Annotated in this window: 12 protein-coding genes and 1 other annotated feature; of the genes, 9 read left to right on the forward strand and 3 right to left on the reverse strand. The window is 54.4% G+C overall.

Features of this window, described 5'->3' with window-relative positions; translation table 11 throughout:
- Positions 1-15 precede the first annotated feature (15 nt).
- Positions 16-1,209, reverse strand: coding sequence for a multidrug efflux RND transporter periplasmic adaptor subunit AcrA (gene acrA, locus HED65_RS06860; RefSeq protein ID WP_114977962.1), 1,194 nt, complete (start codon positions 1,207-1,209; stop codon positions 16-18).
- Positions 1,210-1,350: 141 nt separating this feature from the next.
- Between acrA and acrR the strand changes: the two genes are divergently transcribed.
- Together acrR and mscK are read left to right on the forward strand one after the other, a co-directional pair.
- Entirely contained in the window at positions 1,351-2,004 is a 654-nt protein-coding gene (acrR, locus tag HED65_RS06865) for a multidrug efflux transporter transcriptional repressor AcrR (protein ID WP_114977963.1), read from the forward strand.
- Between the two features lie 113 nt (positions 2,005-2,117).
- Positions 2,118-5,465 (forward strand): mechanosensitive channel MscK, encoded by a 3,348-nt coding sequence (gene mscK, locus HED65_RS06870; RefSeq protein WP_114978095.1) that lies wholly within the window; start codon positions 2,118-2,120, stop codon positions 5,463-5,465.
- Here mscK and rsmS read toward each other — a convergent pair.
- On the reverse strand, positions 5,462-5,653 hold the full coding sequence (rsmS, locus tag HED65_RS06875; protein WP_114977964.1) for a pleiotropic regulatory protein RsmS: 192 nt from the start codon (positions 5,651-5,653) through the stop codon (positions 5,462-5,464). The two genes, mscK and rsmS, sit on opposite strands and share 4 nt — an antisense overlap.
- A 14-nt stretch (positions 5,654-5,667) precedes the next feature.
- Positions 5,668-6,195: a primosomal replication protein N'' gene (gene priC / locus HED65_RS06880; RefSeq protein WP_114977965.1), complete on the reverse strand. Its 528-nt coding sequence runs from the start codon at positions 6,193-6,195 to the stop codon at positions 5,668-5,670.
- A 50-nt stretch (positions 6,196-6,245) separates the two neighbouring features.
- Between priC and HED65_RS06885 the strand changes: the two genes are divergently transcribed.
- From HED65_RS06885 to adk, 7 genes are all read left to right on the forward strand, one after another.
- Positions 6,246-6,623, forward strand: a complete 378-nt coding sequence (locus HED65_RS06885) for a DUF454 family protein (protein WP_114977966.1) — start codon at positions 6,246-6,248, stop codon at positions 6,621-6,623.
- Between the two features lie 151 nt (positions 6,624-6,774).
- The gene (apt, locus tag HED65_RS06890; protein WP_028017607.1) at positions 6,775-7,326 is read left to right on the forward strand and encodes an adenine phosphoribosyltransferase; all 552 of its coding nucleotides are present in this window, start codon (positions 6,775-6,777) and stop codon (positions 7,324-7,326) included.
- A gap of 88 nt (positions 7,327-7,414) precedes the next feature.
- Complete coding sequence (dnaX, locus tag HED65_RS06895; protein ID WP_114977967.1) at positions 7,415-9,340, forward strand: DNA polymerase III subunit gamma/tau; 1,926 nt, start codon at positions 7,415-7,417, stop codon at positions 9,338-9,340.
- Positions 8,670-8,734, forward strand: a sequence feature (DnaX frameshifting element). Its footprint overlaps the gene before it by 65 nt.
- 54 nt (positions 9,341-9,394) lie before the next feature.
- Positions 9,395-9,727, forward strand: a complete 333-nt coding sequence (locus tag HED65_RS06900) for a YbaB/EbfC family nucleoid-associated protein (RefSeq protein ID WP_003858972.1) — start codon at positions 9,395-9,397, stop codon at positions 9,725-9,727.
- On the forward strand, positions 9,727-10,332 hold the full coding sequence (gene recR, locus HED65_RS06905; RefSeq protein WP_028017605.1) for a recombination mediator RecR: 606 nt from the start codon (positions 9,727-9,729) through the stop codon (positions 10,330-10,332). Before HED65_RS06900 ends, recR begins: the two co-directional genes overlap by 1 nt.
- Before the next feature lie 110 nt (positions 10,333-10,442).
- The gene (htpG, locus tag HED65_RS06910; protein WP_114977968.1) at positions 10,443-12,317 is read left to right on the forward strand and encodes a molecular chaperone HtpG; all 1,875 of its coding nucleotides are present in this window, start codon (positions 10,443-10,445) and stop codon (positions 12,315-12,317) included.
- A 195-nt stretch (positions 12,318-12,512) separates the two neighbouring features.
- A complete protein-coding gene (gene adk / locus HED65_RS06915) occupies positions 12,513-13,157 on the forward strand; it encodes an adenylate kinase (RefSeq protein ID WP_006809841.1) in 645 nt (214 codons plus the stop codon).
- Positions 13,158-13,200: the final 43 nt, after the last annotated feature.

The raw sequence follows: 13,200 nt of genomic DNA on the forward strand, positions 1-13,200 counted from the left end.
CGGCTCCTGTTTAAGTTAAGACTTGGTTTGTTCTGACTGGCCAGCGGCCGAAGCTTGTTGTTTATCGTCAGATTTCACTTCCTGTGCTTTGACCTGCGCGCCAGGACGAACTTTTTGCAAACCAGTAATAATCACGCGATCGCCTTCTTTCAGGCCTTCCGTCACCAGCCATTTATCGCCAATCGCCTGTGTTGCCGTGATATTACGCGTTTCGACTTTGTCATCAGCCCCGACAACCAGTGCGCTCGCATCCCCGCGTGGTGTACGGGTCACACCCTGCTGTGGAACCAGTAGTGCGGTTGGGTTGGTCCCTTCTTCCAGACGTGCGCGAACAAACATACCTGGCAGCAGATTTTTGTCAGGGTTCGGGAAAATCGCACGTAAGGTGATGGAACCGGTGGTCTGGTCGACCGTCACGTCAGAGAATTCCAGCGTACCTTCCTGCGGGAACTTGATACCGTCATTCGTCACCAGCTCCACTTTGGCTTTGCCGTTTTCCTGTTTCAGGGTGCCGTTAGCCAGCTCTTGTTTCAGGCGCAGGAAATCGTTGCTCGACTGCGTCACGTCGACGTAGATAGGATCAAGCTGCTGCACGGTAGCCAGCGCAGAAGCCTGACCGTTCTGTACCAGTGCACCTTCCGTAACGGAAGATTTACCAATACGACCGCTAATCGGAGAGGTCACTTTGGTATAGGCCAGATTAATGCGAGCGGTTTCGACTGCCGCTTTCGCTGCCACTACGGCCGCGTTAGCCTGCTGTGCATCTGCCAGGGCAGTATCGTAATCCTGTTGACTGATGTACTTGGTACCGAGGAGTTTTTGGTAGCGGTTCAGCGTCAACTGGGCGATTTTGGCTGCGGCTTGTGCTTTTGCCAGGTCGCCTTTGGCGCTTTCATAAGATGCCTGATAGGTTGCCGGATCAATCTGATACAGAGACTCACCCGCTTTCACATCACCGCCTTCGGTAAAGTTACGTTTCAGGATAATGCCACTCACCTGAGGACGAACTTCCGCAATGCGATATGCATTTGTACGGCCGGGTAATTCGGTAGTGATTTGAAGAGGTTCGGATTTGAGCGTCACAACGCCAACTTCTGGCATCTGCTGAGCTCCTTGTTGAGCCTGTTTATTGTCACATCCTGTAAGCGCTAAGCTGCCTGAGAGCATCAGAACGACCGCCAGAGGCGTTAACCCTCTGTTTTTGTTCATATGTAAACCTCTAGTGTCCGATTTCAAATTGATCAATGGTCCTGAGTCCAAAAACCCATTGCTGCGTTTATATTATCGTCATGCTATGGTACATACATTCACAAATGTATGTAAATCTGACTCCTGTAAATTCACCCACCTATGGCACGAAAAACTAAACAACAAGCGCTGGAAACCCGACAACACATTCTGGATGTGGCAATGCGTTTGTTCTCTCAGCAGGGTGTTTCATCAACCTCGCTGGCACAGATTGCTCAGGCCGCAGGTGTCACGCGGGGAGCGATTTACTGGCATTTTAAAGACAAGTCAGATCTGTTCAGTGAAATCTGGGAGCTTTCAGAGTCCAGCATTAGCGATCTCGAGAGTGAGTATCGGGCAAAATTCCCTGACGATCCACTCTCAGTATTGAGAGAAATATTAGTATATATCCTTGAAGCGACAGTCGTTGAAGAACGTCGCAGGTTAATGATGGAAATTATTTTCCATAAATGCGAGTACGTGGGCGAGATGGCGGTGGTGCAAGAGGCGCAACGCAGCCTCAGCCTGGAGAGCTATGATCGTATTGAACAGAACCTGAGCCTGTGTATGCAGGCAAAGCTGTTACCGGCCAATCTGATGACCCGTCGGGCAGCTATCCTGATGCGCAGCTACATTTCAGGCCTGATGGAAAACTGGCTATTTGCGCCGCAATCCTTTGACCTCAGAGAGGAAGCTCGCAGTTATGTGGCGATTTTACTGGAAATGCTACAGCTCTGCCCCACGCTGCGCAGCGACGCGCCTTCGCTAACAGCCTGATCCCTTTTCAGGATTTATCTCAGACGATAACGTTCGCGCTATTCTGCTTCCGGCGAGCGTGATATTCTTCACGCCGGACTATTTTCGGTCATCTTCTGACATCATTCATGACTATGCTGCCCATCAATCGCTCGCAACATCCTGTTTTTGCATTGCTCCTTGCGATGCTGTTTTTCTTCACCACGGCACCGCTTTCCTGGGCTCGCGCCGATAACAGCAATGATATCCCCTCGCGCGCTGATGTTCAGTCGCAACTCGACACCCTGAACAAACAGAAAGAGCTCTCTCCTCAGGAGAAGCTTATCCAGCAGGATCTGACGGAAACGCTGGAAACGTATGATAAAATTGAGCGTGTCAAAGCTGAAACCGCACAACTGCGTCAGAAGGTGGCTCAGGCTCCTGACAACATGCGCAAGGCAACGGATGCGCTGAATGCCCTGAGTGACGTCGATAACGACGATGAAACACGAAAAACACTCGCGACCCTTTCATTACGTCAGCTGGAGTCGCGTGTCTCGCAATCCCTTGACGATCTGCAAACCGCGCAGTCCGATCTCGCAACGTATAATAGCCAACTTGTCTCACTGCAGACTCAGCCTGAGCGCGTGCAAAATGCGATGTACGCCGCGTCCCAACAGTTGCAGCAGATCCGCAATCGCCTGAATGGCACGACGGTGGGAGAGGGCACGCTACGCCCGACACAGCAAACCCTGCTACTGGTTCAGCAGACATTGCTCAATGCGCAAATCGAACAGCAGCGTAAAAGCCTGGAAGGGAATACGCTGCTGCAGGACACGCTCCAGAAACAGCGTGATTATGTCACCGCAAATATTAATCGCCTGGAACACCAGCTCCAGTTGTTGCAGGAGGCGGTTAACAGTAAACGCCTGACGCTGACAGAAAAAACGGCCCAGGAGGCGGTATCACCTGACGAAACGGCTCGCATTCAGGCGAACCCACTGGTGAAACAGGAGCTCGAGGCTAACCATCAGCTCAGCCAGCGTCTGATACAGGCGACGGAAAACGGTAACTCGCTGGTTCAGCAAAATATCAAAGTGAAAAACTGGCTGGATCGCGCGCTGCAGGCTGAACGCAACATTAAAGAGCAGATTGCGGTTCTGAAAGGCAGTCTCCTGCTGTCGCGTATTCTCTACCAGCAACAGCAAACGCTCCCGTCTGCCGATGAACTGGAGGACATGACCAACCGCATTGCGGATTTGCGTCTGGAACAATTTGATATCAACCAGCAGCGAGATGCCCTTTTCCAGAGCGATACTTTCGTCGCCAAAATTGAAGAAGGTCATTCCAGTGACGTGAACCCGGAAGTGCACGATGCGCTACTTCAGGTGGTGGATATGCGTCGCGAGCTGCTGGACCAGCTCAACAAACAACTGGGTAACCAGTTGATGATGGCCATTAACCTGCAGATCAACCAGCAGCAGCTGGTAAGCGTTTCGAAAAGTCTGCAGGAAATTTTGACGCAGCAGATTTTCTGGGTAAACAGCAACAAGCCGATGGACTGGGACTGGATTAAATCCTTCCCAGAGACGCTGAAAACGCAGATCAAGAGTATGAAAATCACCGTGAACTGGGAGAAAGCCTGGCCTGCGGTGATGATTGCCTTCCTGGCGGGGTTACCACTACTGCTGATTGCTGGCCTGATTCGCTGGCGTCTGGGCTGGCTGAAAAAGTACCAGGCGAAACTGGCATCCGAAGTGGGGCAACTGCGAAACGATAGCCAGCTCAATACGCCGAAAGCGATTCTGATTGATCTCATTCGTGCCCTGCCGGTATGCCTGATTATCCTGGCGGTAGGTCTGATTCTGCTCACGATGCAGCTCAACGTCAGCGATCTGCTGTGGGCGTTCAGTAAAAAACTGGCGCTGTTCTGGCTGGTGTTTGGTCTGTGCTGGAAGGTACTGGAAAAAGACGGCGTAGCAGTGCGTCATTTCAACATGCCTGCGCAACTGACCAGCCACTGGCGTCGTCAGATTGTGCGTGTCAGCCTGGCCCTTCTGCCGCTGCACTTCTGGTCGGTTGTCTCTGAACTTTCTCCGCTGCATCTGATGGATGATGTGCTGGGGCAACTGGTCATTCTGCTGAACCTGCTGCTGATTGCCATTCTGATGTGGCCGATGTGCCGCGATAGCTGGCGTGATAAAGAGTCCCACAATATTCGTCTGGCCACGGTAACTGTGCTGGCGATTATTCCGCTGGCGCTGATGGTGCTCACGGCAACGGGCTACTTCTACACCACGCTGCGTCTGTCTGGCCGTTGGATTGAAACGGTTTATCTGGTGATCATCTGGAATCTGCTCTATCAGACCGTGCTGCGCGGTCTGAGTGTGGCGGCTCGTCGTATCGCCTATCGCCGTGCCATCGCCCGTCGTCAGCATCAGGTGAAAGAGGGGGCCGAAGGCGCGGAGCCGCAGGAAGAGCCGACCATCGCACTGGAACAGGTCAACCAGCAGACGCTGCGTATCACCATGCTGGTGATGGTCGCTTTGTTTGCGGTAATGTTCTGGGCCATCTGGTCTGATTTGATTACCGTCTTCGCTTATCTCGACAGTATCACCCTCTGGCAATACAGTGGCACCGAAGCGGGGGCTGCGGTCATGAAGAGCGTCACCATGGGCAGCCTGCTGTTTGCTGTGGTGTCGTCAATGGTGGCCTGGGCGCTGATTCGCAACCTGCCGGGTCTGCTGGAAGTACTGGTGCTGTCACGCCTGAACCTGCGTCAGGGGGCGTCCTATGCCATTACCACCATCCTCAACTACGTCATTATTATTGTCGGGGCGATGACGGTCTTTGGCTCGCTGGGCGTGTCGTGGGACAAACTGCAGTGGCTGGCTGCGGCACTCTCGGTAGGTCTTGGTTTTGGCTTGCAGGAGATCTTCGGTAACTTTGTTTCTGGCCTGATCATCCTGTTCGAACGTCCGGTGCGAATTGGCGATACCGTCACCATTGGCACGTTCTCCGGTACGGTCAGCAAGATCCGTATTCGTGCGACCACCATTACCGACTTTGATCGCAAAGAGGTGATCATTCCGAACAAAGCATTTGTGACCGAGCGCCTGATCAACTGGTCACTCTCTGATACGACAACGCGTGTAGTGATCCGACTCGGCGTTGCCTACGGTTCGGATCTGGATAAGGTGAAAGAGGTACTGCTGAAGGCAGCAAAAGATCATCCAAAGGTCATGCACGAGCCTGCACCAGACGTGTTCTTCACCACCTTCGGGCCGAGTACGCTGGATCACGAGCTGCGTTTATATGTGCGTGAGCTTCGCGATCGCAGCTACACCGTGGATGAACTGAACCGCTCCATTGACCGTCTGTGCCGTGAAAACAATATCAATATTGCTTTCAACCAGCTTGAAATTCACCTGCGTAATGAAAAAGGTGATGAGCATACGGAAGTGAAGCGTGAGATTAAGGGTGACGATCCGACACCGGCCTAATCTATATTCCCTCTCCCGCCGGGAGAGGGGCAGGGTGAGGGCAATACAGCCTTCACCTTACCCTCAAAATCTCTTCGCACAATCTCCAGCGCCTTAAGCACGGTTTCTGCGGGGATTTCATGATTCTCCAGCAACATAATCAAATCAACGGCCAGTTTGACCTCATCGGGTGCATTTTCCAGTGACATTTATATGGCTCCTGTTAACGGGTCAAACGGGCAATAACGCGTTCAATTTCATCCAGCGCCTGACGGCAGCGGACGAGGCGTCCTTCCAGCGCGCTAATCTCGCGCATTAATAGTTGCTGCTCTTCCAGCGTTTCACTGTTGTTCAGGCGTGCTTCCCGCTCGCGCTTCATCTCAAACAACCGACGTTCAAACTCCTGGTTCTCCAGCCGCTTACGCTGCCATTTGTTAAGCCCCGGTGATGCACCGTCCCAGGCACGTAGCGTCCAGGTGGCGATTTCCCGGTGCAGGGCGGTGATTTGCCCGGTGAGATGCTCTGCAAGCCAGGCCACTTGCTGCGTCTGCCCGTGCTCAACCGCGTGGCGAAGCTCATCAAGATGGGCCTGGGCTTCAGCAATATAATCCTGAATAAGCGTGCTTCGGGTGCGAAAAAGTTGCCGGTCAAAGCGCGGCTTCAGCGTGGCGTGCCCCATCAGAGGGGTGGCCTCTGCTCGCAGGGTGGTCAGCTGTTTTTGCAGCGTCTCCAGAAGCAAGGCTGTTTTCAAGGCGCTCTCCAGTGGTAAAGTAGCCGTTCAGTTTGATAACGATTCGCATTATGCAGCGTACTATTTTAATCATCATTGGCTGGCTCGCGGTAGTGCTTGGCACATTAGGTGTGGTTTTACCCTTGCTGCCGACCACGCCGTTTATCCTATTGGCGGCCTGGTGCTTCGCCCGCTCATCGCCGCGTTTTCACCACTGGCTGCTGTATCGCTCATGGTTTGGTGGCTATCTGCGCCACTGGCAAAAACACCGGGCCATGCCGCCCGGTGCTAAACCGCGCGCGATCGCGGTGATCCTCATCACCTTCTCTATTTCATTATGGCTGGTGAAAATGATGTGGGTGCGGATCCTGTTGCTGGTGATCCTGACTTGCCTGCTCATCTTTATGTGGCGAATTCCCGTGGTTGATGAAAAGCAACAAAAGCACTGACGCCTTATAATGTCTGTTGCAATTATCTCGCACAGCCAGTAAATTCGACCGTTTTCGAGCACAGGTGCGCCTGGTTAAAGGTTAAGCAATTGTTATCTTTACCGACTCGTTGCGCGCTGTGAGTAACACTGTTTCATTTAGGCACAAACCGATGACCGCAACTGCACAGCAGCTTGAATATCTGAAAAACAGCATCAAAAGTATCCAGGACTATCCAAAACCTGGCATCCTTTTCCGTGATGTCACCAGCTTGCTGGAAGACCCGAAAGCGTACGCCCTCAGCATTGAACTGCTGGTTGCGCGTTATAAAAACGCCGGGATCACCAAAGTAGTAGGTACTGAAGCCCGGGGCTTCCTGTTTGGCGCACCAGTTGCGCTGGCGCTGGGCGTGGGTTTTGTGCCGGTACGTAAACCGCGCAAACTGCCACGTGAAACCATCGCTGAAAGCTATGAGCTGGAATACGGCACTGATCAGCTGGAGATCCATGTTGATGCGATCGTCCCTGGTGACAAAGTGCTGGTGGTTGACGATCTGCTGGCTACCGGTGGCACCATCGAAGCGACCGTGAAGCTGATCCGTCGTCTGGGTGGTGAAGTGACCGACGCGGCATTCATCATCAACCTGTTCGATCTGGGCGGTGAACAGCGCCTGGAAAAACAGGGTATTACCAGCTACAGCCTGGTGCCATTCCCGGGTCACTGATCCCGATTTTCACAACCTCGCTCAATGGGTGAGGTTGTGATAGCATTCCCCTCCATAAATTCACCTTCCAGCGTTGCAGAGCCTGCCCATGAGTTATCAGGTGTTAGCCCGTAAATGGCGACCACAAACCTTTGCTGACGTTGTCGGTCAGGAACATGTGCTGACGGCCCTGGCGAACGGCTTGTCGCTAGGTCGCATCCATCACGCCTATCTTTTCTCCGGCACCCGTGGCGTCGGTAAAACCTCTATTGCCCGTTTGCTGGCAAAAGGTCTGAACTGCGAAACCGGGATCACCGCTACGCCCTGTGGCGTATGCGATAACTGCCGCGAGATTGAGCAGGGGCGTTTTGTCGATCTGATCGAGATCGACGCCGCCTCGCGCACAAAAGTGGAAGATACCCGCGATCTGCTCGACAACGTGCAGTACGCCCCGGCGCGTGGCCGCTTCAAGGTCTACCTGATCGATGAAGTGCATATGCTGTCGCGTCACAGCTTCAACGCCCTGCTGAAAACGCTGGAAGAACCGCCCGCGCATGTGAAATTCCTGCTGGCGACCACTGACCCGCAAAAGCTGCCGGTCACTATTTTATCCCGCTGCCTGCAGTTCCATCTGAAGGCGCTGGACGTTGAACAGATCCGTGCTCAGCTTGAACATATTCTCGACGAAGAGAAAATTGTCCACGAACCGCGTGCTCTGCAACTGTTGGCTCGTGCAGCGGATGGCAGCCTGCGTGATGCGTTAAGTCTTACCGATCAGGCGATAGCCAGCGGTGATGGCAAACTCTCGACCGATGCGGTCAGTACCATGCTTGGCACGCTGGATGATGATCAGGCGCTCTCCCTTATCGAAGCGATGGTTGCCGCCAACGGTGAGCGTGTTATGTCGCAGGTCGATGCGGCCGCTGCCCGTGGTATTGAATGGGAAGGGCTGCTGGTCGAGATGCTCAGCCTGCTGCACCGTGTAGCGATGCTGCAGCTTTCTCCGTCTGCCATTGGTGCCGATATGGCGGCTATCGAACAACGGATGCGTGAACTTGCCCGCACCGTACCGCCTGCTGATGTTCAGCTTTACTACCAGACGCTGCTGATTGGCCGCAAAGAGTTACCGTTCGCGCCGGATCCGCGTATGGGCGTTGAAATGACGCTGCTGCGCGCGCTGGCGTTCCATCCGCGTATGCCGTTGCCGGAACCGGACGTGCCGCGACAATCCTTTGCTCCGGTCGCACCGACGGCGGTGATGTCACCGCAGCAGGTACCACCGCAGCCGACGCCGCAGCAGCAAAATGTGCCGCTGTCGGACGCCACCAGTTCGGTGCTTGCCGCACGCAGCCAGTTGCAGCGTGCGCAGGGAGCAACCAAACCAAAAAAGAGTGAACCGGCAGCGCCAGGAAGAGCGCGGCCGGTTAACAACGCCGCGCTTGAACGACTGGCCTCGGTAACGGAGCGCGTACAGTCGCGTCCTGCGCCGTCCGCGCTCGAGCAGAAAGCCCCGGTGAAAGAAGAGGCTTACCGCTGGAAGGCGACCACTATCATCGAAGAGGTGAAGGAAGAGGTCGCCACCCCGAAAGCGCTGAAAAAGGCGCTGGAGCATGAGAAAACACCGGAGCTTTCCGCGAAGCTCGCCGAAGAGTCTATTGCGCGTGATGCCTGGGCCGCCGAGGTCAGTAAACTTCAACTGCCGAAGCTGGTGGAGCAGGTCGCGCTGAATGCCTGGAAAGAGCAGGACGGCAATCAGGTGCGTTTACACCTTCGTCCTGGTCAACGACACCTGAATTCACCTGGCGCGCAAAAGGCGCTGGCTGAGGCGCTCGCCACATTACAGGGTTCGCCGGTTGAATTGACTATCATTGAAGATGATAATCCGGCAGTGAAAACACCGCTGGAGTGGCGTCAGGCCATTTATGAAGAGAAGCTCGCGCAGGCGCGCGAGGCGATTATTGCGGATAACAACATTCAGACACTGCGCCGGTTTTTCGACGCCGATCTGGATGAAGAGAGTATTCGCCCCATTTGATCGTGAGTCTGACTTACGGTTGTAATCCTTAAACGTGAAAAAAGAGAGAAGCCTATGTTTGGTGGAAAAGGCGGTCTGGGTGGCCTGATGAAGCAGGCTCAGCAGATGCAGGAAAAAATGCAGAAAATGCAGGAAGAGATCGCTCAGCTGGAAGTCACGGGTGAATCCGGTGCCGGTCTGGTCAAAGTGACCATCAACGGTGCGCACAACTGCCGCCGCGTTGAGATCGACCCAAGCCTGCTCGAAGACGACAAAGAGATGCTGGAAGATCTGGTTGCAGCCGCGTTTAACGATGCCGCTCGCCGTATCGACGAAACTCAGAAAGAGAAAATGGCCTCTGTTTCCAGCGGTATGCAACTGCCACCTGGCTTCAAGATGCCATTCTGATGCAAACCAGTCCGCTGCTCACGCAGTTAATGGAAGCACTGCGCTGCCTGCCGGGCGTTGGCCCGAAATCGGCGCAGCGCATGGCGTTTACGCTATTGCAGCGCGACCGCAGCGGCGGGATGCGCCTGGCGCAGGCTTTGACCCGCGCCATGTCAGAAATTGGTCACTGTGCGGATTGCCGTACCTTTACCGAGCAGGATGTGTGTAACATCTGTTCGAATCCGCGTCGTCAGGAAAACGGTCAGATTTGCGTGGTGGAGAGTCCGGCGGACATCTACGCCATTGAGCAGACCGGGCAGTTTTCCGGCCGCTATTTCGTGCTGATGGGGCATCTCTCCCCGCTGGACGGTATTGGCCCGGACGATATCGGCCTCGACCGCCTTGAACAGCGTCTTGAGTCCGAAACGATCAACGAGGTGATCCTCGCCACCAACCCAACGGTGGAAGGGGAGGCAACGGCCAACTACATCGCCGAGCTTTGCTCGCAGTATGGTGTTGACGCCAGCCGTATCGCCCATGGTGTACCGGTGGGCGGCGAGCTGGAGATGGTCGACGGTACCACGCTGTCGCACTCTCTGGCGGGACGCCACAAGATTATTTTCTGACCAAACGGAGGCTGCGTGCGTGGCCTCCGCTTGAAATTTTCCCCCCGTATCCCCATCTCTCCCTCAACGTTTTAAAACCCCATTAAATGGCATTGTTGAGGTCGACATAGATGAAAGGACAAGAAACCCGTGGTTTCCAGTCAGAAGTAAAACAGCTTCTGCACCTGATGATCCATTCCCTGTATTCCAACAAAGAAATCTTCCTGCGTGAGCTGATTTCCAACGCCTCCGATGCGGCGGACAAGCTGCGCTTCCGTGCACTGTCTAACCCGGATCTGTACGAAGGCGACGGTGAGCTGCGCGTGCGCGTCTCTTTCAATAAAGAGAACCGTACCCTGACCATCGCCGATAACGGCATCGGGATGAATCGCGATGAGGTCATCGACCATCTCGGGACTATCGCCAAATCCGGCACCAAAGCGTTCCTGGAGTCTATGGGCTCTGATCAGGCGAAAGACAGCCAGCTGATCGGTCAGTTCGGCGTCGGATTCTACTCAGCGTTCATCGTCGCGGACAAAGTCACCGTGCGTACCCGTGCGGCAGGCGACAGCGCGGAAAATGGTGTGTTCTGGGAATCCAAAGGTGAAGGCGAATATACCGTTGATGACATCACCAAAGCGGATCGCGGGACCGAAATCACGCTGCATCTGCGTGAAGGCGAAGATGATTTCCTGAACGACTGGCGCGTGCGCTCCATCATCAGCAAATACTCCGATCACATCGCGCTGCCGGTTGAGATTGAAAAACAGGAAGAACAGGACGGTGAAACCGTTGTTTCCTGGGAGAAGATCAACAAGGCGCAGGCATTGTGGACGCGCAACAAGTCTGAAATCAAAGACGACGAATACAACGAGTTCTACAAACACATCGCCCACGATTTTACCGACCCGCTGACCTGGAGCCACAACCGTGTGGAAGGTAAGCAGGAGTACACCAGCCTGCTGTACATTCCGGCACAGGCGCCGTGGGACATGTGGAACCGCGATCATAAGCATGGTCTGAAGCTGTACGTACAGCGTGTGTTCATCATGGACGATGCCGAGCAGTTCATGCCGAACTACCTGCGCTTTGTGCGTGGTCTGATAGATTCTAACGATCTGCCGCTGAACGTCTCCCGTGAAATTCTGCAGGACAGCACCGTCACCCGTAACTTGCGCAACGCCCTGACCAAACGTGCGCTGCAGATGCTGGAAAAACTGGCAAAAGACGATGCGGAAAAATACCAGACCTTCTGGAAACAGTTCGGCCTGGTGCTGAAAGAGGGCCCGGCAGAAGACACCGCGAATGTTGAAACGATCGCCAAACTGCTGCGTTTCGCCTCTACGCACACCGACTCCTCCGCGCAAACCGTGTCGCTGGAAGAGTACGTCTCGCGCATGAAAGAAGGGCAGGAGAAGATCTACTACATTACCGCCGACAGCTACGCGGCGGCGAAGAGCAGCCCGCACCTCGAGCTGTTGCGCAAGAAAGGCATCGAAGTACTGCTGCTTTCTGACCGCATCGACGAATGGATGATGAACTACCTGACCGAGTTTGACGGTAAGGCGTTCCAGTCTGTTGCCAAAGCCGATGAGTCCATCGACAAGCTGGCGGATGAGGTGGATGAAAGCGCGAAAGAAGCTGAGAAGGCGCTGGAGCCATTCGTTGAGCGCGTGAAAACCCTGCTGGGCGAACGTGTGAAAGAGGTGCGTTTCACTCATCGTCTGACCGATACCCCGGCGATCGTTACCACCGACGCTGACGAAATGGGCACCCAGATGGCGAAACTGTTCGCTGCTGCCGGCCAGGCGATGCCTGAAGTGAAATATATTTTCGAGCTGAACCCGGATCACCCACTGGTGAAACGTGCAGCAGATACTCAGGATGAAGCCCGCTTTGCGGAGTGGGTTGAATTGCTGCTGGATCAGTCTCTGCTTGCCGAACGCGGCACGCTGGAAGATCCTAACCTGTTCATTAAACGTGTGAATGCGCTGTTGCTGGCGTAACTGACCCACGCCTCCCCTGGTCTTCTCCCTCTCCCGTGGGAGAGGGCCGGGGTGAGGGCACCAGACTGCACTAACACAAATAATCTCCCCCCATTAACCGTTTCAGCCGTCCTGCCTTCCTTGAGCGATGCCCGTTCTGGTGGTATTGTTTAGCGCTTTTGAAAAATTGAATCGACTTTTGAGGGGATTTTCGCAATGCGTATTATTCTGCTTGGCGCTCCGGGCGCGGGTAAAGGAACTCAGGCTCAGTTCATCATGGAGAAATACGGTATTCCGCAAATCTCCACCGGTGATATGCTGCGCGCCGCTGTTAAATCTGGCTCCGAGCTGGGTAAACAAGCGAAAGACATCATGGACGCAGGCAAGCTGGTGACCGACGAGCTGGTTATCGCTCTGGTCAAAGAGCGCATTGCTCAGGAAGACTGCCGTAACGGTTTCCTGCTGGACGGTTTCCCACGCACCATTCCTCAGGCTGACGCCATGAAAGAAGCGGGCATCAATGTGGACTACGTTCTGGAGTTCGACGTACCGGACGAGCTGATCGTTGACCGTATCGTGGGCCGTCGCGTACACGCAGCTTCTGGCCGCGTTTACCACATTAAATTCAACCCACCTAAGGTTGAAGGCAAAGATGACGTGACCGGCGAAGAGCTGACCACTCGTAAAGACGATCAGGAAGAGACCGTGCGTAAGCGCCTGGTGGAATACCATCAGATGACTGCACCGTTGATTGGCTACTACACCAAAGAAGCGCAGGCGGGTAATACCAAATACGCCAAAGTTGACGGCACCAAAGCCGTTGCTGACGTACGTGCAGAGCTGGAAAAAATCCTCGGCTAATCGCACCTTTCTCACCCGGATCTCCGGGTGAGAAATATTCCCA

This window comes from Pantoea sp. LS15 (assembly GCF_012241585.1).
GTDB lineage: Bacteria > Pseudomonadota > Gammaproteobacteria > Enterobacterales > Enterobacteriaceae > Enterobacter.